The organism is Alkalicoccus luteus (genome assembly GCF_012034335.1).
Classification (GTDB): Bacteria; Bacillota; Bacilli; order Bacillales; family Salisediminibacteriaceae; genus Alkalicoccus; species Alkalicoccus luteus_A.
The window spans coordinates 1-25,511 of sequence record NZ_JAATHJ010000038.1 but is presented as its reverse complement, the minus strand read 5'-3'; the positions used below and the strand labels follow the sequence as shown (position 1 = coordinate 25,511).

The 25,511-nt window shown below is 52.3% G+C and carries 22 protein-coding genes and 1 pseudogene; 17 read left to right on the top strand and 6 right to left on the bottom strand.

The features are described 5' to 3' along the window. Positions 1-65 precede the first annotated feature (65 nt). The 4 genes from HCN83_RS16235 to HCN83_RS16220 all read left to right on the top strand — a co-directional run bounded on the left by HCN83_RS16235 (position 66) and on the right by HCN83_RS16220 (position 3,968). Complete coding sequence (locus HCN83_RS16235; protein ID WP_168009194.1) at positions 66-872, top strand: TetR/AcrR family transcriptional regulator; 807 nt, start codon at positions 66-68, stop codon at positions 870-872. Next, the gene (locus HCN83_RS16230; RefSeq protein WP_168009192.1) at positions 865-2,313 is read left to right on the top strand and encodes an MDR family MFS transporter; all 1,449 of its coding nucleotides are present in this window, start codon (positions 865-867) and stop codon (positions 2,311-2,313) included. Before HCN83_RS16235 ends, HCN83_RS16230 begins: the two co-directional genes overlap by 8 nt. A 90-nt stretch (positions 2,314-2,403) precedes the next feature. Continuing rightward, positions 2,404-3,252 carry an AraC family transcriptional regulator gene (locus HCN83_RS16225; RefSeq protein ID WP_168009190.1) on the top strand — a complete coding sequence of 283 codons (849 nt, stop codon included), beginning with the start codon at positions 2,404-2,406 and terminating at the stop codon, positions 3,250-3,252. Positions 3,253-3,620: 368 nt separating this feature from the next. Then, positions 3,621-3,968 (top strand): hypothetical protein, encoded by a 348-nt coding sequence (locus HCN83_RS16220; protein WP_168009188.1) that lies wholly within the window; start codon positions 3,621-3,623, stop codon positions 3,966-3,968. A gap of 150 nt (positions 3,969-4,118) precedes the next feature. Here the strand turns inward: HCN83_RS16220 and HCN83_RS16215 are convergent, their stop codons facing one another. After that, positions 4,119-4,808, bottom strand: a complete 690-nt coding sequence (locus HCN83_RS16215) for a methyltransferase domain-containing protein (RefSeq protein ID WP_168009186.1) — start codon at positions 4,806-4,808, stop codon at positions 4,119-4,121. 68 nt (positions 4,809-4,876) lie between these two features. Beyond that, the gene (locus tag HCN83_RS16210) at positions 4,877-5,788 is read right to left on the bottom strand and encodes a DMT family transporter (RefSeq protein ID WP_425483638.1); all 912 of its coding nucleotides are present in this window, start codon (positions 5,786-5,788) and stop codon (positions 4,877-4,879) included. Between the two features lie 174 nt (positions 5,789-5,962). On the opposite strand from HCN83_RS16210, the gene HCN83_RS16205 reads away from it, so the two are divergent. Beyond that, a complete protein-coding gene (locus HCN83_RS16205) occupies positions 5,963-6,412 on the top strand; it encodes an Lrp/AsnC family transcriptional regulator (protein WP_168009182.1) in 450 nt (149 codons plus the stop codon). Positions 6,413-6,427: 15 nt separating this feature from the next. Here the strand turns inward: HCN83_RS16205 and HCN83_RS18510 are convergent, their stop codons facing one another. Next, positions 6,428-6,823: a GNAT family N-acetyltransferase gene (locus tag HCN83_RS18510; RefSeq protein WP_246238280.1), complete on the bottom strand. Its 396-nt coding sequence runs from the start codon at positions 6,821-6,823 to the stop codon at positions 6,428-6,430. A 72-nt stretch (positions 6,824-6,895) separates the two neighbouring features. Continuing rightward, positions 6,896-7,306, bottom strand: a pseudogene (fosB, locus tag HCN83_RS18505) (metallothiol transferase FosB); the annotation flags it as partial. Between the two features lie 85 nt (positions 7,307-7,391). Between fosB and mmuM the strand changes: the two are divergent. The 6 genes from mmuM to nasC all read left to right on the top strand — a co-directional run bounded on the left by mmuM (position 7,392) and on the right by nasC (position 16,567). Next, entirely contained in the window at positions 7,392-8,348 is a 957-nt protein-coding gene (gene mmuM / locus HCN83_RS16195; RefSeq protein ID WP_425483639.1) for a homocysteine S-methyltransferase, read from the top strand. 64 nt (positions 8,349-8,412) lie between these two features. Further along, on the top strand, positions 8,413-9,306 hold the full coding sequence (locus HCN83_RS16190; RefSeq protein ID WP_168009178.1) for a hypothetical protein: 894 nt from the start codon (positions 8,413-8,415) through the stop codon (positions 9,304-9,306). 110 nt (positions 9,307-9,416) lie between these two features. Next, entirely contained in the window at positions 9,417-10,463 is a 1,047-nt protein-coding gene (locus HCN83_RS16185) for a glycerophosphodiester phosphodiesterase family protein (RefSeq protein WP_168009176.1), read from the top strand. 341 nt (positions 10,464-10,804) lie between these two features. After that, positions 10,805-11,935 carry an NAD(P)/FAD-dependent oxidoreductase gene (locus HCN83_RS16180; protein ID WP_168009174.1) on the top strand — a complete coding sequence of 377 codons (1,131 nt, stop codon included), beginning with the start codon at positions 10,805-10,807 and terminating at the stop codon, positions 11,933-11,935. A 214-nt stretch (positions 11,936-12,149) separates the two neighbouring features. Then, on the top strand, positions 12,150-14,408 hold the full coding sequence (nirB, locus tag HCN83_RS16175; RefSeq protein WP_168009172.1) for a nitrite reductase large subunit NirB: 2,259 nt from the start codon (positions 12,150-12,152) through the stop codon (positions 14,406-14,408). Continuing rightward, positions 14,405-16,567, top strand: a complete 2,163-nt coding sequence (nasC, locus tag HCN83_RS16170) for an assimilatory nitrate reductase catalytic subunit NasC (RefSeq protein WP_168009170.1) — start codon at positions 14,405-14,407, stop codon at positions 16,565-16,567. The genes nirB (HCN83_RS16175) and nasC overlap by 4 nt, the downstream gene beginning before the upstream one ends. A gap of 218 nt (positions 16,568-16,785) precedes the next feature. Here nasC and HCN83_RS16165 read toward each other — a convergent pair whose 3' ends face one another. Continuing rightward, positions 16,786-17,991 (bottom strand): MFS transporter, encoded by a 1,206-nt coding sequence (locus HCN83_RS16165; RefSeq protein ID WP_168009168.1) that lies wholly within the window; start codon positions 17,989-17,991, stop codon positions 16,786-16,788. A 451-nt stretch (positions 17,992-18,442) separates the two neighbouring features. On the opposite strand from HCN83_RS16165, the gene cobA reads away from it, so the two are divergent. The 6 genes from cobA (at position 18,443) to HCN83_RS16135 (ending at position 24,407) form a co-directional block, all read left to right on the top strand. Beyond that, positions 18,443-19,210, top strand: a complete 768-nt coding sequence (gene cobA / locus HCN83_RS16160) for a uroporphyrinogen-III C-methyltransferase (RefSeq protein ID WP_168009166.1) — start codon at positions 18,443-18,445, stop codon at positions 19,208-19,210. Between the two features lie 27 nt (positions 19,211-19,237). Continuing rightward, on the top strand, positions 19,238-21,655 hold the full coding sequence (gene nirB / locus HCN83_RS16155; protein WP_168009164.1) for a nitrite reductase large subunit NirB: 2,418 nt from the start codon (positions 19,238-19,240) through the stop codon (positions 21,653-21,655). Between the two features lie 20 nt (positions 21,656-21,675). Then, entirely contained in the window at positions 21,676-22,014 is a 339-nt protein-coding gene (gene nirD, locus HCN83_RS16150; protein ID WP_168009162.1) for a nitrite reductase small subunit NirD, read from the top strand. Beyond that, complete coding sequence (locus tag HCN83_RS16145; protein ID WP_168009160.1) at positions 22,014-23,114, top strand: anthranilate phosphoribosyltransferase; 1,101 nt, start codon at positions 22,014-22,016, stop codon at positions 23,112-23,114. The genes nirD and HCN83_RS16145 overlap by 1 nt, the downstream gene beginning before the upstream one ends. After that, entirely contained in the window at positions 23,053-23,811 is a 759-nt protein-coding gene (locus HCN83_RS16140) for a sirohydrochlorin chelatase (protein ID WP_168009158.1), read from the top strand. Before HCN83_RS16145 ends, HCN83_RS16140 begins: the two co-directional genes overlap by 62 nt. 401 nt (positions 23,812-24,212) lie before the next feature. Further along, positions 24,213-24,407, top strand: coding sequence for a hypothetical protein (locus tag HCN83_RS16135; protein WP_168009156.1), 195 nt, complete (start codon positions 24,213-24,215; stop codon positions 24,405-24,407). A 118-nt stretch (positions 24,408-24,525) separates the two neighbouring features. Here the strand turns inward: HCN83_RS16135 and HCN83_RS16130 are convergent, their stop codons facing one another. Continuing rightward, positions 24,526-25,494 (bottom strand): class I fructose-bisphosphate aldolase, encoded by a 969-nt coding sequence (locus HCN83_RS16130; RefSeq protein WP_168009154.1) that lies wholly within the window; start codon positions 25,492-25,494, stop codon positions 24,526-24,528. Positions 25,495-25,511 lie beyond the last annotated feature (17 nt).

The window sequence follows — 25,511 nt, the reverse complement described above, 5'->3', positions numbered from 1 at the left end:
GCATCGTGGTCGAACGGTCATTTTAATGACCATATAGTCAAATCGTATTCGTTGGAGGGAAAAAGATGTCCAGAAAACAGCGCCTGATGAAGGCTGCGCTTGATTTGTTTCAATCCTCCGGCATCCGTAACGCTTCCATCGCAAAAATCACCGAAGCAGCAGGCATGTCAAAGGGATCGTTTTATCAGCATTTCGATTCGAAGGAAGCACTGGTACTTGCCGTGCTGGACCTTTATTATGAAACGTTATTTGCTTCTCCTGAAGAAAAAGAGAACGGCCGGGCTCTGCTTCAGGCCAGGCTTAAATGGGAAATTGATCATGCGCTTGCTCATCGAACCTTCATTTTTGAACTAATGAGCACCTACCCGCCAGGTGGCGACCATGGCATTACCGAGGCGTTTCAAGCTCATCACGCACAAGTTCTGACATGGCGGCAGTCGGCTCTGCTTGCCGCCTTTGGTTCGTCAATTGAATCTCAGCTGGAAGATCTCTCTATGCTGACAGACGGAATCCTGCACAGCTATCTGCAGCAGATGCTCTGGCATAACCGTGCATATTCTCCTCACGATATCAGCGAGTTTATCGTTTCAGCTGCAGAAGCACTCGCCGGCTTGGACCGTCCCTCTTTATCGACCGAAAAAGTGACAATGGAGGAGCTTCATGAATCATGCGGGCGGGCGCTGACGCTTTGCCGCGAAAAACGAACGCGGGAACTGTTAAATGAAATACTCGGTCAGTTTCAAGACGGCGACCCGGTCTGGATTGTTGTGGATACACTACTGGAAAAGGCCGCCTCCCTCGAAAAGCACAGTGGCATCCGTGAGCTGGAATTGCAGTGGGTGCGCTGGAAAGGAGTGCAGGCTGATGACTAACGCTTTATCCTCTCGGGAGAAGAAGGCCATGATAGCCGCTCTTCTGCTTGGTGCTTTTATGGGAATCACAAACGAGACGCTTCTCGCAACGGCACTGCCGACCATTCAACAAGTGTTTTCGATTACGCAGGGAGAAGTGCAGTGGCTGACTACCGTATTTCTCATGGTCAACGGGATCATGATTCCGATTTCTGCGTTTTTAATTGAACGCTTTTCAACACGGCATTTATTTTTAACGGCTATCAGCCTGTTCGGCGCCGGAACGCTCCTGGCTGCCGTATCATGGTCCTTTCCGATGCTGCTAGCCGGCCGTGTCGTCCAGGCTTCGGGATCCGGGATCATGCTGCCGCTGCTCATGACAGTTCTGCTGATTCTCATTCCGCCGGAGCACCGCGGCAGAGCGATGGGGCTCCTCGGAATTGTTATCGCCTTCGGTCCGGCAATCGGTCCGACCCTCTCCGGTGTGCTTCTGGAGTATTTTAGCTGGCGGTCCCTTTTTGTAGCCGTGCTGCCTCTCGTCGTACTTGCCATAACGCTTGCGTTCTTTTTTATGCGGAACGTCACAGAGCTTTCCAAGCCGAAGCTCGACGTGCTTTCCATTATCTTGTCTTCAGCCGGTTTCGGGTCGTTTCTATACGGATTCGGGGTCGCTTCAAAGGAAGGATTTACGAGTCCTCTCGTCATTGGTCTTGTTCTGCTTGGTGCAGTAATTATTGGGTTTTTTGTCCGCCGTCAGTTCAAGCTCCCAAGTCCGATTCTGGAATTCCGGATTTTTAAATTTCCCATTTTCACGCTGTCGATCGGGATTACGCTCGTGTCGATGGTGTCCCTGATCGGACCCGAAACGATGCTGCCCCTTTTTGTGCAGAACGTACTAGGTTTCACACCGCTTCAATCAGGTCTTATGCTGCTGCCAGGCGCCGTCGTGATCGGTATCATGTCTCCTGTCGCCGGAGCGCTGTTCGATAAATATGGAGCTAAGCGGCTCGCTATTCCGGGATTTGTGATCGTCGTGATTACGACCGGCATGCTGACCCAGCTGTCACTCGATATGTCGTTTGCGTTTTTAACGACCGTGTACGCCGTCCGTATGTTTGGCCTGTCGCTGACGTTAATGCCGGTTATGACGGCTGCGCTGAACCAGATCCCGCAGCACTGGTATGCTCACGGTTCTGCGATGGCCAACACGCTTCAGCAGATATCTGCTTCCATCGGAACAGCGCTGCTGATCACGTTTGTCGGAGTCGGTACACAGCTGTATAATCCGGCTTCCTCCCCGGCAGATCCCGTGCTTATGGCGGAGTTGACCGGGTTTCAATGGGGCTTCGCCGGCAGTCTGATCATGGCAGCTATCGCTCTCGTATTAAGTTTCTTTTTGAAGCCGGAGAGAGTTGTTTCAAATACGGCGTCTGAACCCGAAGAGCAGCGAATTGCCCAGTGATGAGGCGCCCTGTTCCAAACGCGCACAATATGACCGGCAGCTTTCATTCCGCTTCCGTACACTAAGGTTAGAAAAGAAAGGAGGGTCTCCATGGAAGGCTTGAAAGCGATACAGCAGAGTCTTGATCTGATTGAGGAACTGCTGCCCGGAAAAATCAAATCAGAGGATATTGCTGCAGCTGCCGGTCTGTCTTCGTTCCATTATCAGCGAATGTTTCAAATCCTCACCGGCTTTACGCTGCAAGAATATATTCGCAATCGCCGGCTGACATTGGCAGCTCAGGAACTGCAGGCAAGCAGCAGATCGATCACAGACCTGTCGTGGGAATATGGCTACGAAACACCTGAGTCGTTTTCCAAAGCATTTAAAACCCTGCACGGCATTCCCCCGTCCAGCGTTCGCGTTCAGCCCCATCCACTAAAGGCGTACCCAAAACTTTCTTTTCATCTTCAATTGAAAGGAGCGGTTGAATTGAATTACAAAGTTGTCACACACGAAAAACAACTGGTTTCTGGAAAGAAAGTTGTCACCTCGCTTCAGAACGGTCAGCATCACCGCGATATTTCTGCTTTCTGGCGCGAAGCTCACGAAGAAGGCTGGATCGATACATTCGATCATCTGGCCGGCGAACTGGGAGTGCTCGGTATTTGCATGCATACGGAGGGTGATCAGCTCACGTATATGATCGCTGTAGAAGGAGAACATCAGCCGGATTCGAGTTGGACCGTTGCGGAAATCCCTCCGCATCAGTGGGCCGTTTTCCCTGTTCGAGGTGCCATGCCGCACGCTATGCCGCCGGTATGGGAACGTATTTTTTCTGAGTGGTTTCCGGCAACCGGCTATGAGCACGCCGGCGGTCCTGAGCTGGAAGTATACAGCACAGAGGGAGACCCGTATCAGGGGGATTATGAGAGCGAGATCTGGATTCCAGTAACGTAAATTCCAGCGAAGGAGAAGCAAACTCGGGCGCCAATTCGATTTTCTTATACGTGCTTTAGTCGACCCGCGCTCCGCTTCTGTTAAAAAACCCACAGCAGCTTCCTCACTGCCTTAAAACGAAAAGAAGCTTCCGGAATTCTGCCGGAAGCTTCTCAGGTTGTTGAAAAAGTATTATAACTTACATGTTTATTCGTTTGGTTGTATTTCCCCTCTGTTTACCGAGCCTGCCGTGGGCTGGCCTTCAGCTATTTCTCAGGGTGACCCCCTGTATGAAGGGAAGAAAGGCACGTAAGATGGCGCGGCTTCACTCGGACACATGCTTCTCGCGAGAAGCCTTTAAGACCCGGTCCGGCTCCGCTCGTGCGTTTATGCCGTTCGCAGATCTGAACGGCACTGAATCTTCAGGCTGGGCGACTTCCACTGGCGTCTCCGCCGGACACATCGGGGAAACGGCTCTGCTTCGTGGAAAACAACTTCCCACTAGGCAGACTCGACTGTTTTTTTACGTTTATCATGAATTCGATGAAGGACTGACATCCCTATTTAACATCGAAACGTTTTATTGGGAAGGTTCTATCTGTATGAAAGCTTATCGTGAAGTCCTAACCAGGCACGTGAAACGCACTGCCAGCTGCCGACATCGGAGGACCTCGACTCCTGGAGGATCAGAACGAGGCGAAGATCCATCGCTTCCGACAGCAGGAGGAAGTGGTTAGCTGAGCCCGTTCCCTCCGGAAAGCGAGTGTCCGCAGATACAGGCAGATGCAACGTTATTCACTTAAAATGACTTTATCCACACTCTGAGAAGCTTCCGGAATTCTGCCGGAAGCTTCTTATTTACATTTGAAGAGCGGTGGCCTCCCTGCTTAACAAGTATCTTCCCTCTTTCTGATGCGCAGCAGCACGTTTGCTCCTTTTTGAAATTCGTATGATACAGGTATTTCCTCGGCCAGCCAGCCCTCCCGCTCCGCAAACTGTTTCACATCATCCACGTAGCGACTGCGTCGTCCTTTGTAATCAAGCAGCGGAAAAATCCTCAGCTCCGAGCTTGTCACTCGGAGCATTTCTCTTACAGCCTGCTCGTGAAAGCAGTAGTCGAGACGGTCGGCATAGGTGAACAAAAAATGCGCGGAGAGGACAAGGTCAAACGCATCGTCCCTGAACGGGAGCTCCGGCAGTCGTGCCTGGACATACCGTTCTGCGCGGCGCTCGTAGTCCTCCGTAAACAGCTGCAGCGCCCTTTCTCTGCGCTGTTTTAGTTCAGAGGCATCTTTTATGTAGTTCCATACGTATTGATTCGAAGCTCCCTGGATCAAGGCTGCCGCACGGTCAATATCCTGAGATCCCTTTTCGTACAGCACGTCCGCGGGAAACCGGTAGGCAAGGTCCACTGCGGTGACGTCAGCTGCTGCCTCGGCTGTAAATGAGCACGCTCCTGCCGGACAGTCGAGAATCCTTCTGCCCTGGAGATCCTTCTCCTCCAGCTGAAAGAACGCCTTATATTCCTCCATCGTTCTGCCGATAAAGACGATGTTTTCCAGATCCGTTCCGTTCATGTCGTTCACCTCTGCACAAGACTTCTTGCAGATCATATTACTAGATACTAAGAACAGATTCCAATCTTTTATTCCGCTGCCGGTTGTTTTGATGACGGAACCGGTACAGTGACCGGCTTTTTCTGCATAGAAGCATATGAATACAAAAGACACCCTGCAATGACAATAGCTGTACCGCCAAGCTGAAGCAAAGCCGGCTGTTCACCAAGCAGAATAAAGGCCAGGATGACCGTAAAGACCGGATTTAAATTCATGAACAATCCTGCAGTCAACGCCCCGAGGTACTTTACGCCGGTGCCCCAGAATACCATGCATAAAATGGTAGCGATCAGGCTGATGTAAAGAACCGCCCCGACAAAATAGCTGTCCGCGCCGTGAATGGCGAAAGAAGGCCCTTCTACTGGCAGCAGAATGCCCACACCGATGATGCCCGAATATAAAACGGACATCATCGGACTGACATAGGAAGTCGCCCAGCGGCTGCAAACGGAATAAATCCCGAATACGCCAACAGCAGCAAGCATCCACAGATCCCCGCTCTGCACTCCCTGCATGCCTCCCCCGCTGCCACTCGTAATCACCAGACAAGCACCGGCAAAGGAAATAATCATTGCGCCTGCCTGAATAAGAGTAATACGCTCCTTCAGCAATAAAACCGCACAAATGGCTATCGAATACGTGTTTAAGGTGGAAATCACCCCCACGTTCGAGGCCGTTGTATTGGCGAGCGCTAAAAACTGCAGCAGGTTGAACAGGACGACACCCGTTACCCCCATTAGAAACAGCGGCAGGAACGCTGCTTTCGGCGGCAGCAGCTGACGTTCTTTCCACCAGACCAGCGGCAGCAAAACCAACACAGCAAGCGCATAACGGAGCAGTGTCAATGCTCCTGGAGATGCATAGGCGGTCAGTTCCTTGCCGATGACAAAATTGCCCGCCCAGAAAAAGCTTGCCAGAACGAGCAGCAGCACGTATTTCATTCTCCATTCCCCTCTCAGAATCATCTGCTGCAAGCGTAGCATGATTTGTTAATAATTTTGTCATTTAGCTTAATTACGATATAATTGGAACCTAATCGATCTTTTCATTTAATATTATTCATTTAGGTTTATTGATTTTAGCAGATAAATGAAGATATGAAAGGGGAATGAACCATGGATCAGACGGACTTGCACATCTTGGAGATTTTGCAGGAGGATGCCCGCATCAGCAACATTGAGCTCGCTAAACGAATCAATCTGTCACCGCCGGCGGCGTTAAGCCGGGTGCGGAAATTAGAAGAGGAACAGATCATCGAGCGCTCTACGATCATTCTGAACGCTGAAAAGCTTGGCTATGACCTGCTCTGCTTTGTGTTTATGAGCACGAACCTGCACCAAACGGATGAACTGACGGCGCTTGAGACGCAGCTGGCCCGAATGCCGGAAGTACTCGAATGCTGCTGCCTGACGGGGGAATACGACTATTTGCTGAAAGTCGTGATCCGCAACCGGCGCGAACTGGAAACCTTCGTCAGACGGCTGAACGAGCTCGGCGGAACGAGAATTCAGACGAGCCTGTCGCTGAGACGAATTAAAGATACGACGAGTCTGCCGCTGCGCTGACCTCCGCTCAGACCACTACAAAAAGCGCTCCAGCATCACCATGTCCCTCCCTCGGATACCGTTTTCGTAAAACGGCTCCGGATAGTGGTCAAAGTAAGCCTGGAGGATATCATACATCCGAAAGCCTGTCCGTTGATAAAAGGCAAGATTTCCAATACTGGAATTTGCAGTGCCGACGATCAGCCTGGAGATGCCGATACTGCTGCAATATGCTGCCACCTGCTCCACCGCTTCCCGTCCAAGGCCTTTCCCCCGATATGCCGGGCGGAGTGCCATGTTCACTATTTCCATCGACTCTTCAGCTGCCGAGACTAGCAGCAGCACGCCTGCAACATTGCCATCTGCTTCGATCCGGAAAAGCTTTCCTTTATGCAAATACGCTTCCACTGCTTCCCGGCTTTCATCGGCCATCATCAGATCATCGATATACGCTTCCCTGCTTCCTGTCTCCTCCACTACCCGAACGACAGACTTCGTCTCTAAAAAGGTCATGTGAGGCTTCGCTTCTTTATAATAAGCCAGACGTTCCTGCAGCGATCCGGTGTGAAACTCAAGCTTGTGGCCGTCCGGGTCCTCCACGTATACGGAAGCTTTGTCGCGCTCTGACCGGGTGCGTCCTTCCAGCGGCTTCTGGCCCATCTGCTTCAGTCTCGCGCGGATGACGGCCAGGTCTTCTTCATCTGCCGAAAAAGCGGTGTGCGTGTAAGAGCTGCGGAGGCCGCTGCGGTCGGCTTCTTTTTCTTCGTTCAAAGCAATCCATACACCGCCGCCAGTTAAATATGCCGTTGTCCGCCCGACTGCGTGCACGTCGGCATCAAATAAGGCTTTATAAAAAGCGAGGGAGGTTTTCAGGTCCTGGACAGAGTAACAAAGATGATTGATGCCTTTTATCATGATTCCAGACTCCTTTCTTTCCTGTGAGGCAGGAATTTGAACTTTTTTAGCGAATGATTACCAGCAGAGAGTAAATCTGGAGGGAATCACCATGATCAAGTCTATTATACAAAAAAATGGGTTCATCATTTTAGACGGAGCCCTGGCTACAGAGCTGGAGAAATCCGGGTGTGATTTGAATCACCGGCTCTGGTCGGCCAAAATACTGGCAGAAGATCCTGACATGATCAAGCACGTGCACCAGCTTTACTTTGAAGCCGGGGCTGATTGTACCATTACCTCCAGTTATCAGGCCGTACCTGACGGCTTTCTGCAGGCCGGTTTTTCTCCGGAAGCTGCAAATAAACTGATTCAGCTGACATTTTCACTTGCTGTCGATGCCCGTGATGCCTTCTGGGAGTCCTATTCCGGTACGGACCGCCCGAAGCCGTTTGTCGCCGCTTCTATTGGTCCATACGGCGCATATTTGGCTGACGGCTCCGAATACAGGGGCGGATACGGCCTCACTAAAGAGGAGCTGATGGCCTTTCACCGTCCCCGGATCGATCTGCTCATCCGCGCAGGCGCCGATTTCTTTGCTTGTGAAACCCTCCCTTCCCTTTTAGAAGCCGAAGCCCTTGCGTCTCTGCTTGCAGATTATCCCGGCGTTCGAGCCTGGTTCAGCTTCAGCTGTAAAGACGGCGCTCACATAAGCGACGGTACGCCGATTGAGACGTGCGCAGCGATGCTGGACAAGGCCGATGCTGCTGAGGCTGTCGGCATAAACTGCACCCCGATTGTCTATGCGGAGGAGCTCATCCGGCGCATCAGGCAGACGACCGCCAAACCGGTTGTCGTCTACCCAAACTCCGGGGAAGAGTACGATGCTTCCACCAATCAGTGGTACGGCGACTCTTCTGTCGCTTCCTTTCAGGAACGTGCAGAAGCCTGGATCGATCGCGGCGCCGGACTCATCGGAGGCTGCTGCCGAACCGGCCCTGATGAAATCCGACAGCTTGAAGCCTTGCGGCGCAGACAGCAGTCCGAAACGAACCGTCCTTGACTCCCTTCCCAATGTTTGGATGTCCAGTCATTCGTCAACCTTAAAAAGAACAGGAGGCGGCATGATGAAAAAAGCGGTGCTCATTACAGGTGGTTGTCTGCTCATAGCTGCAGGATGCGCCAATAACGACGAGTTAAACAACGCCGGTGCAGAAGAACAGCAGAATGAAGCGGCGGAAGTGAATGATGATCAGGAAGAAGTGGAAGACGAGCCGGAAGAAAACAGCGATGAAAATACGGAAGATGCTGGTGAAGCAGATGGAGAGACGGAATCCGTTGAGACGAACGAGCTCGACCAGAACGAAGAGCCTGCTGAAGACAGCCACTTTATGACAGATGCAGAGGAAGCCTTTGCGTCGCTTGAATCGTACACGTCTGAAACCGCACTGGATATTATCGTCAATCAGGATGGCGCCACTGTTGATCAGGACGCACTTTTGATGTATAACACGATCGTCCATGATGATCCGCCTCACATCCTTGTCGAAGTCGAGGACATGGGGCTTCGGTACTTTCACAGCTATACGGTGGATAACGTCGTGTACTTTCATGACGGGGCTGGATGGATGGAGGATATGAGCGGATACGGACCTGATGAGCTCTCGTACACCGAATACGATAACTTATGGGATATTCTCGAACGAAATGAGCGGCACTTCACTGTAACCCCCTCTGCAAACACGGTGGAAGTGAGCTACTTCGGTCAGGATGCTCAAATTTATAACGCGTTCCGAAGCTTGTTCGAGCTCGATTTTTACGGGGTCGATACAGCCTCCGTTGAAAATGATGTCCGGTACTTATTCAACGAGGATGCGCTGCTCGAAGAGGTATTTTACGAAGCGAAAGCTGCCAATCAATCTACCAATGAAGAAGTGATTCTCCGCATTCATATCCGCTATGACGATTTGAATGAAGCAGGCGATCTGGAAACCCCGGAAGGCATGGAAGACCTGCTGTAACCTGTCATACTGGGATTCTCTTCCGGTTGCACGATCTTCTGAGTCTGCTATACTACGTTGCGGGACTTCCTTCCACAAAAACGTGTATCAGCAAAGAGAGGAGAATCACCATGAAAAAGTATTACCTTACCGCAGCAGCAGCGATTTTTCTCGCGGGGTGCGGAGCGGAGTCTGACAATGGTGCAGACAACAGCAATAACGACGCAGAGCCAAATGAGGCAGCTGAAGAGAACGCAGACGTCAACGACGATGCGGAAGCAGAGGAAGATGAGAATGTGGAAGAAGCCAATCTCAATGAAGAGGCTTCCGAAGAAGACGAAAGCGATGCAGATGTGATCGCCCACCGCGGCGCAAGCGGCCATGCTCCTGAACAGACGATGCCGGCGCTTGAAAAAGCCATCGAGATGGACGCAGACTGGCTTGAGCTTGATATCCAGATGACTGCTGACGACGTTCTGGTCGCGTTTCACGATGATGAAATCGATCGCACGACCGACGGTGAAGGTGAAATCGGCGACTACACACTAGAAGAACTGAAAGAACTGGACGCCGGTTCCTGGTTTAACGAAGAATACCCGGACCGCGCTGATGAGAGCTTTGAAGGGGTCGAGATTTTGACACTCGAGGAAATCTTCGAGGAGTTTGGCGAAGATGAGAATTACTACATGGAAACGAAATCGACGTATTTGAATGAAGATATGGAGGAGCCGATGGTCGAGCTGATCGAAGAATTCGGCTTCGATGAGGCTGGCAATGTGATGATTCAGTCCTTCCATCAGGACAGCCTGCAGACGGTTCATGAGCTGAATGATTCCATCCCGCTCGTACAACTTCTCTGGTGGGAAGTCGATGAAGAGACCGGTGAAATGGAAGAGTGGCTGGACATCACACCAGCTCCGGATGACATGACGGAAGAAGACTTTGCAGACATCGCTGAGTACGCCGTCGGCATCGGCCCTCATCTCGAATACTATGACGGCACGGAAGTCATCGACGAAACGTTTGTGCAGACTGCCCGTGACGAAGGCTTTGACGTCCACGTGTACACGATCAACGAAGAAGAAGACATGCACCGCCTGCTTGACTGGGGTGTGACCGGTCTGTTCACAGACTTCCCGGACCGCATGCAGAACGTGCTTGACGAGCGAAGCGAATAGGTTCGTGGTCTGAACATACGGCAGCACCTGCTGTTCGTTCCACGCTTCATCCGGCAGCCGGACTTTTCCGGCTGTCGTTTTTCGTCTTCATCACGTGTTTGCTTCCGTTATCATGTGAATGCATGGTTTTTTCTCCTTAATGACTCCCCTCTGCAACGCTGCTGTTCATCGCTCCCTGCCTTAATAGTTTCCACTCTGCGCCATTCCTTTGAGTCTTTTGATACCAAGCTGATCGTGTCAGGCAGATCAGTTGTTTGTCCTCTTTCGCCGGCGATAAGATAGGATTATACCCTCGTCTCAATGTACGTTGCGAATGATCCTTTAGAAAAGGACTGAGGCAGATGATCGACTTTTTAATTATCGGCGGCGGAGTCGTTGGTTCGGCTCTCGTCCGCGAGTTGTCCCACTATCAAGGACGCACTGTCCTGCTTGAGAAAGGTCGAAAGCTTTCCGGTGTACAATCTACACACAACAGCGCGCTCGTCCACCCGCCTGCCATGATGCCGCCGGCAAAAGGGAAATTAAAAGCAGAGCTTGGGCGTCACGGCAGCCGCATTCATCTGACGCTGGCCGACCGCTTTGATGTGCCGGTATTCCAAAACGGCGCCATTGTGACTGCACGCACGGATGAAGAGATTAAGGCACTTGCTGCCCTGAAGAAGCAGAGTGAAAAAGAATCCATTCATACGCTCACTCTGCTGAGCAAGGAAGCAATGCTTGAGCGTGAACCAAATCTCAATCCGGAGCTGAAGGGCGGGCTGTTTATGCCTGAAGCAATGAGTGCCGATACCGCCCTCCTTACCGATCGTCTGGCTGCAAATGCACGCCGGAATGGCGCGGAAATTCATACCGGGATGGAAGTTGCCGACCTGCGCAGTACAGGAAGCGCATTTGAAGTGGAAACGACGTCAGGCCGCGTGTTTCACAGCCGGTTTGTGATCAATGCCGCCGGTGCCGCTTCCGCCAGCATTGCCAGTATGATCGAAGAGCACGTTCCTTTTGAGACCGTGCCCCGGCGCGGAGAGTACATGGTGCTTGGCAAACAGGCTTCCGGCTATATCAACCACATCATCTATCCGCCGCCGACGAGCAAGACGAAAGGCGTGCTGATCATCCCTCAGCCGGACGGCACCATCCGTCTCGGCCCGACAGATACGAAGCAGGAAAGCTTCCAGCATGCGCTGCCGACCGAACAGGGCATGGAGCAGATTCGCAGGGAGATCGATTTGCTCGCTGCAGATATTCCGTATGAGCTGACGGAGCGGTTATATGCAGGCATCCGCTCCAGCATTACAGACCCTGACTTTTATATTCGACCGTCAGCCACCTATCCGCGGCTCATTCACCTTGCCGGCCTGGATTCCCCTGGCGTTACTGCCTCTCCCGCAGTCGCTTCCTACGTTCTGCATGAAATCATCCGCAGAATCGAACCGGTGCATCGGAAAACGAATCCGGATTTGTTCGGTTATTGATCGCAAGGTGCAAGCTTCAGGAGCCCTTAGGCCCTGAAGCTTTTTTTCCGTTATTTATGAAGGCGCTTTCTTCCCTTAAACCAGCGGATTTTGCCCGCTCTTTTCATTGAATATTCTGAAAAAACAGCGTCAGATAACCTGACGGAGATGGTCGCTTCCAGCTATGTTTCTGGCATACTCGTGGGCAGAACCGCGCGTCATGATGGAGGGAATTATGAATCGAGAAAAATTAGTCGTTATTGGCAATGGCATGGCTGGTATGCATACGGTGGAAAACATTTTAGCACGGGACCCGGACCGGTTTGAGATTCACGTATACGGCCGGGAGCCCTATGCGAATTACAACCGCATCATGCTGTCTTCTCTGCTTCAGGGAACGTCAGAGGAGCAGGATATTATCATTCACGAGGAAGCATGGTATGAGAAGCACCATATTCACTTTCATAAGCAGGAGGAAGTCGTCCAGCTCGATCCGGCTAACCGCCTGCTCTATACTGCGGAAGGCGCGGAAGATTCCTTTGACAAGGCAGTGTTTGCAACCGGGTCTGATCCATTTATTCTCCCGCTTCCAGGAACCGACTTCCCCTCTGTTATTCCGTTTCGAACGATAGACGACTGCCGCTATATGATCCGCCGCGCCGTTTCGGCGAAAGATGCGGTAGTCATTGGCGGAGGCCTGCTCGGTCTTGAAGCTGCGAGGGGGCTGCTTCATCAAGGAATGAATGTGCACGTAGTCCATCTGGCAGAATCAGTAATGGAGCGGCAGCTCGACCAGCTTGCGGCCGGCCTTCTGCAGGAGGAGCTTGAACAGCTCGGTATCACCTTTCACATGCAGTGTGAAACAGCATCATTTACGGGAACGGACGACGTAGAAGCCGTTCACTTTAAAGATGGCCGTTCGATTGCTGCTGACCTCGTCGTGATGGCGGTGGGGATTCGTCCGAATACGGCAGCGGCGGCGGCAAGCGGAGTTGCCTGTCAGCGCGGCATCGTCGTGAACCGGGAGCTGCAAACGAACGCGCCGGGCATCTATGCTGTCGGTGAATGCGCTGAAATTGATGGTGTGACCTACGGCCTTGTGAAACCGGCCTATGAACAGGCAGAGGTTCTCGCTGCCAATTTATGCGGCGAAACCTCCTCCTATGCGGATTCTATTCTTTACACGCAGCTGAAAGCGGTCGGGATTGATGTGTTCTCCGCCGGCCGGATCGAAGCTGGTCCAGCTGATCAGGTGCTGATTCACCGGGACGACACGATGGGCGTTTACCGAAAGCTGATCTTGAATCGGGACCGGCTTGAAGGTGCTGTTTTATACGGTGATAAAGCAGGACAGCAGGAGGTGCTTACCCTCATTCGGAGCCGTAAGCTTATGCTTCCGGATGAAGCCCGCAGTATTCTCGCTGCCGAATCCGGGGCGGGGGCAGCTTCCATGCAGGCGGCGGACACCGTCTGCCACTGCAACAGCGTCAGCTGCGGCGATATTACAGCTGCTTTCTGCCGCAGCGGAGCCGACACGGTGCAGGCAGTCAAAGCGCATACCGGGGCTGCAAGCTCGTGCGGCGGCTGCCGCCCACTTGTTGCAGAGCTTGTCACGCTGTTAAACAGCGGCGCGCTGCAGGATGATCTTCCCTCGGATGCGTTCTGCTCCTGCACAAATCTGCATACCGATGCCGTAGCTGCTGAAGTGATGACGATGGAAGCTGCGACACCTGAAACTGTGCGAAAGACGCTGGCTTTTTCAAACCGCAACGGCTGCAGCTACTGCCGCGGCGCGCTGCCATACATGCTTCATCTGTTCAAGCCGGAAGCCGGTCTTATCATCGAAACACCTTACCCGGCTCCAGCATCGCAGGACACCGTCTCCTTTATGCCGGAACTCCCGGGCGGCCTTGTCACTCCTGCTCAATTAAAGCAGTTCGAACAAGCACTGGAGCAGTTTCCGCACGTTTCCATCCAACTGACAAGCGAACAGCGCATGCTGTTTACCGGCATCCGCCAGCAGGAGGCAGACACCTTTAAGCGCTGCATCGGTCTTGCTGCTGAACCCACGGACTATTACCGGATCAGACCTGTGGTTACGAACGGGGCGTCTGGCAATCACCTTTCCCGGGAGCTGGACCAACAGCTGGGCCGTGTGCCGACGCCTGCGGATGTAGTGGTTGAAATCAGCGACCGTTCTCTTTCGGCTTCTGCTCAGCTCTCGCTCACCCGCTCAGATGCCGGGTGGGATATTTATCTCGGCTCTGCAGAGAAACAGCTGTTTTACACCGCACATGCGGACGTGTTTTCGTTTATTTGCGCACTCGTGCAATATTACCGTGAGAGTGCTTTTTATGAAGAGCCGATCGACAGCTGGGCCTCCCGGATCGGCTTTGTCCCGGTTCGTGAAGTTCTGCTTGATGAAGAAAACTGCCGCCTGCTGCATGCACGCCTTCAAGAAGCACAGCAGCATATGGAAAGGAGTACCGTATGAAACATTCTCTTCTGCACTACTACCGTGAAAAACAGAAGCAGTCGGAAGTCGAAAACGTCTATGAAACACAGTGTCCCTTTTGCAGCATGCAGTGTAAAAAGAAAGTAATCGAGCAGTCCTTCGTGACAAGAAAGCAGTACAAAACAGAAGGAGTAGATAACCCTGTCACGAAAGGACGCCTTTGCATGAAAGGCATGAATGCCTATGCTCATGCGGTTCATGAAGATCGTCTTATGCACCCTGTGCGAAAGCAGCCTGATGGTTCCTGGAAGGAAGTCTCATGGGAGGAAGCACTTGAGCTGGTACGCGATCAGTTCCAAACGCTGCAGAAGCAGCACGGGACGGACAGTATCGGCGTCTACGGCAGTGCTTCGATCACCAATGAAGAATCATACCTGCTCGGCAAACTGGCACGAGTCGCTTTAAAGACCAAATATATCGATTACAACGGCCGGTTCTGTATGTCTTCTGCAGCGACAGCAAGCAAAGCTGTGCTTGGCATCGACCGGGGACTCACAAATGCGTTAGCAGATATTCCAAAAGCAGAAGTGCTGCTGCTGTCCGGGACCAATATTGCCTCGTGTCAGCCGGTGATGATGCCTTATTTAGAAGAAGCGAAGGCAAACGGGGCGTTCATTATCGTTATCGATCCAAGAAAAACGGAAACCGCCGCCATTGCTGATCTTCATCTCGCCGTCACGCCAGGCCGGGACGCTGCGTTGACGAATGCGCTGCTCGCTTCTCTGGAACGGCAGGGTCTCGTCAACGAAGCGTTTGTGAAGGAGCGTACAGAAGGCTGGGACGAGCTGCAGGCACATCTGCAGACCATTTCTCTAAAGGAAACGGCTGATTACGCAGGTGTAAACGTTCAGGATATCGAGGACGCCGTTCGTATTTTTGCAGGAGCGGATACCGGCATGGTGCTGACTGCGCGTGGTGTCGAGCAGCAGACAGACGGCCATATGGCTGTGCGCAACCTGCTGAACCTCGTGCTGCTTACCGGCAAAATCGGACGTGAAGGCTGCGGCTACGGAGCTGTCACCGGACAGGGGAACGGACAAGGTGGCCGCGAGCACGGACAAAAAGCAGATCAGCTGCCTGGCTACCGCATGATCGACAATCCGGAGGACCGTAAGCATATCGCCGAATTCTGGGGGATCCCTGAACCAGAGCTTCCCGGCCGCGGGGTGTCCGCGTATGAAATGCTGGAAAAAGTAAAGGACCGGGAAATACGCGCCATGCTGCTCGTCTGCTCCAATCCGGTCGTTTCCAACCCGAATGCTTCGTTTATTAAAGACTCGCTTCAGACGCTCGATTTTTTCGTCGCTGTCGACCTGTTCATCTCTGAATCGGCGCAGTATGCAGATTTAATCCTCCCGGCTGCCTCCTATCTGGAGGACGAAGGTACAATGACGAATCTGGAAGGCCGTGTCACGCTGCGGGAGGCTTCTAAAAAACCGCCCGGCAGCTCGAAGCCTGACTGGAAAATTATCTGTGAACTGGCAGAGGCGCTCGGAGCCGGAGCTCACTTTCCATTTCGTTCAGCCGAGGATGTATTCAATGAGCTTCGTCACGCGAGCCGCGGCGGAGCGGCAGATTACTACGGCATGACGTATGAACGGATCCGCCGTGAAGAAGGCTTATTCTGGCCTTGCCCGGCGCTTGATCACCCAGGTACACCTCGCCTGTTTGCAGAAGGATTTGCGAGACCAGAAGGACGGGCGCTTTTAACCGCTGTTGAAAGCGAAGCTGCACAAACGACCTCGAAGCCGACTGAAACGTATCCGCTCCTGCTGACGACCGGCCGCGTGATGGCACATTACTTGACCGGTGTCCAGACGAGACGCAGCACGAAGCTTGCGGCCCGCCTGTATGAATCGTTCATCGAACTGCACCCGGCGACTGCCGAAGCATACGCTATCGCTGAAGGCGACCTTGTAGACGTCACCTCTGAGGCCGGAGCGATCATCGTTCGCGCTCAGCTCACACCTGACATACGACGCGATACGGTTTTCGTTCCGTTTCACTGGGCGGAGCATCAAAATGTAAACAAGCTCATCCCAGGCAAGCTAGATCCTGTTTCCCGCATGCCAGGCTATAAATCAACACCGGTTACGATTAAACGCCACGAACCGGCTCTGCAGCCGGCACAAACCTGAAGACGGAACCGAAGAACGAAAGAGAGGCTGCTGCCTTTCTTTCGTTCTTTTACTCTCTGGAGTATGCTGCAATAACGGCGGTCTGATTCATACTCCCTGTCAGCAGCGTTCTGGCTGCCGGCTGCCTTCAGAGTGGCGCACACGTGCACGAGTTGTTTGCCGCTGCACCTAAAAGCCGCCGCTTTCGGATTCCGAGAGCGGCGGCTTTTATATGATGATTAAATTCTGACGGATTTTCTGGACAGCTTCCATTCCCGTTTCCACTCTGCCTGGGCAAAGGTTAACAAACCGAGTGCAAAAACGGCGGCAAAGGAGAAGACGATAAACCCTGAGCCATATGTGCCGGTCAAATCACGAAGAATGCCAAGCACGTTCGGAAGGAAGAAACCGCCTACCCCGCCGGCAGCGCCGACAATACCGGTAACCATGCCGATCTCTTTCTGAAAGCGCTGCGGAACGAGCTGGAACACAGCTCCGTTCCCCATCCCGAGACAGCCCATGCCAAGAAATAGCAGTGGCAGGACAACGGCTAAAGGCGGCAGCAGGGCCGTTCCCATCATACAAACAGCAACGCCGATAAACAGGTACTGCAGCAGACGGACGCCGCCGATTTTATCCGCAATCAATCCCCCTACCGGTCTTAAAAAGCTGCCGGAAGCGATGACGACCGATACGAGATACCCAGCTACGATACCGGACACGGCATATTCAGAGGCGAAAAAGTAGCTTAAAAAGCTTGCCAATCCGACAAAGCCCCCAAACGTTACGCTGTACAGAATACAGAAATACCAGGCGTCCTTTTCTTTCAGCACGGAAAAGTAATCCTTTACAGGCTTCGGCGGCGGCTGATTCGGAGGTTCCTTCGCGAGAAAGATATATGTCAGGAGCACGAGCGTCAGCGGGATTAAGGCAAGCCCGAATACGCCGTTCCAGCCGAACACTTCCGCAAGTCCCGGGCCGAACAAGGTAGCAAGCAGCGTCCCGCTGTTACCTGCCCCGGCGATGCCCATCGCCACTCCCTGCAGATGAGGCGGATACCAGCGGCTCGCCATCGGCAGTGCGGCACTGAAGCTTGCTCCTGCCACCCCGAGCAGGATCCCGATCATATAAAGTTCAGCTACCGTCACACCGAACTGCCAGCCCCAGAAAAGCGGGATCATCGTAATGATCATACCGGCGATCGAGGTTTTCTTCGGTCCAAACCGATCGGTCAGAATACCGATAACAACTCTGAAAATCGAACCGGCCAGAATCGGGACTGCTACGATAAATCCAATCTGGCCTGCCGATAAGTTGAAATCAGCGGTAATATACACCCCGAGTGCCCCTAGAAGCACCCAGATCATAAAGCTGATATCAAAGTATAAAAATGCAGAAAGCAGCGACGGAGCATGACCACCTTTTCGTAAATCCGACAGTTTCACGTTTCAACACTCCTTCATCAATTTGTCCTCTGCATTGTGGCAGTCTAAACTGTGAATATCATCACATGTGTCAGGTAATATCACACGTTTTTTGAATTATCTGATATTTTTATATCGCGAAAAACCCTTGTCTGACAAGGGTTTTGATCGTCATTAAACATGTATATATTATCAATCTTTCATCCTTTCACTTCCTTCTTTCCGTTTATTACCTACATAAATAATGTAGCCCACCTACGGGCAGCTATTCGCGTGGAAATGACAGATGTAAACGCCTTCCATGTAAAAAAACGACTGTATATGCCTGTATATGAAGCGATGGAATATTCTGAAATTATGCTGTCAGAAAGTCTCACAATAAAGTAGTATTCAAAATACATCTATTTTATCATGAAGCCTATCAGTCACCCGGAGCCGGGTGCCGTATTTTATTGACAAAGGAGTCGTTCCCATGAACGGAAAAGTCTATTTAGTCGGTGCCGGTCCAGGAGACCCCGACCTCATTACAGTAAAAGGCATGCGCGTATTGGAGCAGGCCGACTGCATTGTGTACGACAGGCTCGTCAGCCGCGAGCTCGTAAATGAAGCTCCGGAACACGCAGAACGGATTTTTTGTGGTAAATGGTCCGGTCTGCATGCAATGAAACAGGAGGAAATTCAACTTCTGTTAGTGGAAAAAGCGCGCGAAGGAAAAACGGTCGTCCGCTTGAAAGGCGGAGATCCATCAATGTTCGGCAGAGTCGGTGAAGAAGCTGAAACCTGTGCGGCAGCAGGCGTTCCATTTGAAATTGTACCGGGTATCACAGCCGGGACAGGCGCCGCAGCTTATGCCGGGATTCCGCTGACTCACCGGGAATACAGCTCATCTGTTACGTTCGTCACTGGTCACTGCTGCTCAGATAACAGCGATGTGCAGTGGCACGCACTTGCCCACGCTGCCGATACGATCGTTGTGTATATGGGAGTTAAACAGCTGCCGGTCTTTTCCGAAAAGCTGATCAACGCCGGCCGCAGCGCCGACACCCCGGTCGCCTTCATTGAACAAGGAACCACCCATAAACAGCGTACGATCCGATCCACGCTCGGCAGCGGAAGCAACGACGCGGCGGCGGCTGATTTACAGGCACCAGCGCTCGTCGTTATCGGAGAAGTCGCTGCGCTGCATGATACATTGTCCTGGTTTGAAAAGCCTGCTGCACCGTTTGAACAAGTCGTATAACTAATTTCTGCTGGGAGGAATCATGTAATGGAAAAGCTCGTCTTAATCGGAAACGGCATGGCCGGCATTCGTACACTGGAAGAAATCATCAAGCGCGATCCCGACAGATTCGAGATTACGATCTTCGGGAAGGAACCGTATCCGAACTATAACCGGATTTTACTCTCCTCAGTTCTTCAGGGAGACAGCAGCGTAAAGGACATCATCCTGAATGACTACGACTGGTATGAAAAAAATGGCTGCAGCCTTCACTGTGGAGAAGAAGCAGTTCAGGTCGATACCGAACAGAAGGTCGTTTATGGAAGCTCCGGAACTAAAGCTGCGTACGATAAGCTTATTTTCGCAACAGGCTCTGATCCGTTCATGCTCCCAATTGATGGGGCCGATAAAGAGGGAGTCATTGCCTTTCGTGACATCAACGATTGCGAAGCGATGATTGATACATCGAAAACCCACAAGCGCGCGGCGGTGATCGGCGGCGGCCTGCTCGGATTGGAAGCAGCACGCGGTCTGCTCAACCTGAATATGGAGGTCGACGTCATTCACCTGCCGGAATTTCTCATGGAACGCCAGCTGGATGAGCCTGCGGCTGCGATGCTGCGGGAAGAGCTGGAAAATCAGGGCATGGTCTTTCATATGAATAAGCAGACTGTCAAAATCCGAGGAGAGGAACGCGTTTCGGGGCTGCTCTTCAAAGATGGCACTTCCCTTGATACTGATCTCGTCGTCATGGCTGTCGGTATCCGGCCGAACGTCGCACTTGCTGCTGCTTCCGGTCTGGAAACGGATCGGGCCATTCTGGTTGATGATCAAATGCGCACGAACGTGCCGGATGTGTATGCTGTCGGTGAATGTGTCGAGCACCGAGGAACAGTATACGGACTGGTGGCTCCATTGTATGAACAGGGCTCCGTACTTGCTGATCACCTGGCTGAAACAGCAGAAAGCGCCTATGAAGGCTCGCTCATGTACACACAGCTGAAAGTATCAGGCGTAGACGTGTTTTCTGCCGGAGAGTTTACAGACGGTTCAGATACGAAAGCGATCCGCGTGCATGACGAGTTTGAAGGAGTTTATAAAAAGGTTGTCGTCCGCGGCGGAAGCGTGATCGGTGCTGTGTTGTTCGGAGATACGTCCGATTCACCCCGGCTGCTAGATATGATCAAAAAGCAGACCGATATTTCCGAGATGGATAAAGCAGCGATCCTCCCTTCGGAGAAGCGGGAAGCATCAACTGAAAGTGCTGTCGTCAGTATGGCGGAGGATGAGACGATTTGCGGCTGTAACGGTGTGTGCAAAGGAGATATTGTCGCAAGTATTCAGGAGAAGGAGCTATCTTCTCTGCAGGAAGTTACCCAGCATACTAACGCTGGGCGCTCCTGCGGCGGGTGTAAGCCGCTTGTCTCCGAGCTGCTGGAGCTCACGCTCGGCGATGCATTCCGTGAAGCTGATCAGAAAGAACCGATGTGCGGCTGTACCACTCTCTCTCACGAAGAAGTAACCGCAGAGATAAGAGACAAAAAGCTGACGCTCGTGCGGGAAGTCATGAATGTTCTCGGCTGGTCCGAACCGGAGGGCTGCTCCTCCTGCCGGCCGGCGATTAACTATTACATCAATATGGTGAATCCGGAAGAAGCCGAGGATGATGCGAATTCCCGCTTCATCAATGAACGGGTACATGCCAATATTCAAAATGACGGCACGTATTCCGTCGTTCCGCGTATGTACGGCGGTGTGACTAATCCGGAGGAGCTTCGCAAAATAGCGGATGTCGCTGACAAATACAACGTACGAATGGTCAAAGTAACCGGTGGACAGCGGCTCGACCTCCTCGGTGTGAAAAAAGCCGATCTGCCGTCCATTTGGGAAGAGCTTGGCATGCCTTCCGGACACGCTTACGGAAAAGCAGTACGCACGGTCAAAACATGTGTCGGCCAGGACTTCTGCCGCTTTGGCACTCAGGACTCGATCCAGCTGGGCATTGATCTTGAGAAGAAGTTTCAGGGGGTGCCGACTCCTCATAAAGTGAAGATGGGTGTCTCTGCCTGTCCGCGAAACTGTGCAGAATCCGGCATTAAAGATATCGGCATCGTCGGACTTCAAGGGGCCTGGGAAATGTATGTCGGCGGTAACGGCGGGGTCGATCTGCGTCAAGGTGACCTCCTCTGCACCGTAACGAGTGATGAAGATGTGATTCACATGACAGCAGCCTACATGCAGCTTTACCGGGAAACCGCCAAATACCTGGAGCGTACTTCACACTGGCTCGAACGGGTCGGACTTAAATGGGTGCAGGAACAGCTTGTTGATCATGAAGCCAACTGTGCAGCGCTCGCAGAACGAATGGAGCGGACCATTGCTCAAATGGAAGAGCCGTGGGAGCAGATTGTAAACAGCGGTACGATCAAACAGGATTATTTCGATGTCAAGCACGTAACGACGTAAGCATAAAAGGAGGATGTATCATGCAGGAAACGATTCGAACGAAGATCATCGACGCAGGCAGCCTCGAAGAATTCCCGGTCAAAATCAGCAAAGAAGTGATTGTCGAGGGACTCCCCCTCGCCGTCTTCCGGCTCGGAGATGACGAATTCTATACGATCAAAAATGAATGTCCGCACCAGAAAGGTCCTCTATCCCAGGGAATCATCAGCGGGGAATATGTGTACTGCCCGCTTCACAACTGGAAAATCAGCGTGACAGACGGCAAGGTGCAGGACCCGGACGAAGGCTGTGTGGAAACATTTCCTACGTATTTGAAAGACGGCCGCGTGCTGATCGAGCTAATCGAGGAGGCGACCTGATGCAGGAGCTGCTGAAAAAAACAGCCCGCGGCAAACGCAGAGCCCAGGACCTCAGTTTTGACGAGTCAGTGCTTGCCGCTGAGCGGATTCTCTCCGGTGAATCTACACCCGCACAAACCGCTGCCTTATTCACGTCCCAGCGGCTGAAGGAAGAAAGTGCAGATGAAACAGCCGGATTTGCTTCAGTGTTAAAGCGTCACACGATAGAAGTCCCCGTATCCGAGGACGTTCGCAGCCGGATGATTGATTCTGCGGGACCATATAACGGCCGCCGGCAGTTTGCCGCTACCATCCCGGTATCCATTATTCTGAGTGCGGCAGGCATTCCTGTATACCTGCACAGTGCACCGACTCTTCCGCCAAAGTACAACCCTTCGCTGGAAAACCTGCTTCAGGAGCTCGGCATTGAAACGTTCCTGCCTCCTGAAGCGCTCGGCAAGGGGCTCGATACGCTGAATATTGGCTTTGGCCGCACCGAGGATCTTTGCCCGCCACTCGCAAAGCTGCGTCCGCTCCGGGAAGAACTTGGATTCCGTACCTATTTAAATACGATTGAAAAGCTGCTCAGCCCACCGCAGGCTTCTTCCACGCTGACCGGTATTTTCCACCGGACGGTAGTCAAATCCAACTCCGGCCTGATGCGGAGTCTGGCTTTTCGCGATTGCTATATGGTGCAGGGTGCAGAAGGTTCGGAAGACATCCCGGTGCACCGCAAAAGCTTTTTGTTTCACGTCACTGAGGAGCGCACCACCTCATTTGATGTCAATCCTGCCGATTTCGGCCTAGACTCTGACAGAGTGCGGCGTTTAGAGAAGCTGACACCGGATTGTCAGGCAGCTCTGATTCAGCGTGTGCTGCTCGGTAAAAAAGAATCTCCGGAAGATCAGAATGCCTGGAACATCGTCATGTTAAATGCTGGCGTCCGTCTGTTTTTATTCGGTCACACCGCTACGATTTCGGAAGGAATTTCACTGGCACAAGATACGGCCGCTTCCGGAAAAGCGTGGCACCACTACTTACAATGGAGGGAATTTACTCATGAAACACATTCTGTTTATCGGACACGGCAGCAGCGATCAGGACAGCATCAACGCGTGTGAGAGCGTCACAGAACGTGTACAGCAGACACTTCCGCATATGACTATTTCCCTTTGTTATCTGGAGCTCAGCTCCCCATCGATCGAGGAAGGTATTACGTCTCTATATGAAGACGGGGCTTTGGATGTAACAGTCATTCCTCTGATATTAGCTCCCGCCGGCCACTATCAGCGGGACATTCCTGAAAAGCTCGAAAAGATGGCCGCACGCTATCCGTCCATGACGCTTCATTTCGGCGAACACCTCGGCAGTCATCCGCTTATTGTACACGCACTGAATGACAGCCGCCGTTCCTGGGAGCGGGCGTATGGAACGGAAGCGGAAAAAGACGTACTGATCGTCGTCAGTCAGGGCAGCAGTGATCCTGGAGCGGCAGCAATCACTACCTCGCTCTGTACCGAGCTTGCTCAAACGGCCAGCTGTGAAATCGTCGAACCAGCCTATATGGTCATGGCTGAGCCTGGCTTAAAAACCGTACTTGCCCAAATGAACAAAGAGTACGAAGGCCGGTGTCTCGTCGTTCCGTTCTTCTTATTCGATGGCACGATGTATAAAAAGATCCAGCACCTGTCAGAAGAAACCGGCATTCCCGCTGCTTCCTGCTTCGGTACAGGAGAGTTGTTCCATGACATTCTCGTGGACCGGATCCTCAGCTCTACCACCCTGCCCGTCGTACGCTATGCAAGAAAGATCTCATAATAACGAGAAGCCATCCGGCTGCTTCCGGGTGGCTTCTTTTCATTCGCGGAGGCGCAGCCGGTGGTTTGGCTGATTGTTCTGTTGGCGCTGTGTGACATTTGCTGATGCTTGTGTTCGTTTATTCGTTATAACGCTCTGTTACGTTGCGTGAATCGTTTTCGGCCGTCGTTGTGTTACATTCGGTCAGCGCAACGTTCTTTTCTCACGACGCTGTGCAGCTTCTGACCCGCGTTAAGTCGTTTTCAGTCTAAAAGTCCCTGCGATAGAATGATGCCTTTCAGCGCTCACCTCCGAAAGCCTCCTTATCCGTTTTCAGACCATTAAAAAGTGATAAAAATGAACGTTTTCACTTCCATTTTCCCGGGTATATCTATGTTAAGCGGCATCAGGAGGGGAACGACATGTATTATTTAAAGAGGCAGTACAGGGGTGTTGAGGAGGTGCTTCATAAGTCCGGCGCATGCTGGATTCCGAAGACGTTTTCGACAGAAAGACAGGCTGCGGCCTTCGCACGTTCGCTTAACATCCGCACAGTGCCCGCGAAGCACTGGCACGTATTTTATTCAGAGGAAGAAGATGGTAGCCGCTCAGGCTGACAGCTTTCAACGGAACGATACAGCACTTATCCATTATTTTTAGTTCCATCTATAGAACCCGTTGACTAGCAAAGCCGTCCGGCATTCCGGACGGCTTCTTCCTGTCATAACAATCGGATCACGCCAGCGTGATGGAGGTATCTGCATACACGTCCTGCACAGCCCGGATCAGTTCGACCCCTTCATCGCGGGGCTTTTGAAATGCTTTTCGCCCCAGAATGAGACCCATGCCGCCGGCCCGCTTATTGATAACGGCTGTTTTTACCGCTTCCTTTAAGTCGTTCTCTCCGGAACCACCTCCGGAATTTATCAATCCCGCCCGGCCCATAAAGGAATTTGCAACCATATACCGCGTCATATCAATTGGATGGTCGCTCGTCAGCTCCTCGTAGACACGTTTATCCGTCTTTCCGTATTTCATCGCCGTATAGCCTCCATTGTTTGTCGGCAGCTTCTGCTTGACGATATCTGCTCCCATGTTGGCAGACAGGTGCACAGCCTGGCTGGAAAGATCGGCAGAGGTGTGATAATCGGTTCCGTCCCGCTTAAATTCCGGATTGCGGAGATACGCCCAGAGAATTGTCGCCATGCCTAGCTCGTGAGCTCGCTCAAACGCCGCTGTAATCTCCTGAATCTGCCTGCCGCTCTCCTTTGAACCGAAATAAACGGTTGCCCCTACCGCCACCGCTCCCATCTGGAACGCTTTTTCGACAGAGCCGAATGAAATCTGATCGTATGTTTCCGGATAAGTGAGCAGTTCATTGTGATTCAACTTCGCTATGAACGGAATCCGGTGTGCATAATCGCGCGCCACCGAGCCAAGTATACCAAGCGTCGAGGCGACCGCGCTGCATTCAGCCTCCAAAGCAAGCTCGACAATTTCTTTCGGGTCAAAGTACATTGGATTTTTAGCAAACGATGCTCCGGCCGAGTGCTCGATTCCCTGGTCTACTGGGAGAATAGATAAATACCCGGTACTGTTATTGCTAGTCCAAAACGTCCAGAATAAGATGGGATTGTTTGTCCAAGGATTGACGGATATACTGTCTATAAAGACCCTGCAGAAAGGAAAAGACGCCTTCCACAATGCCGGCCATTACCAGT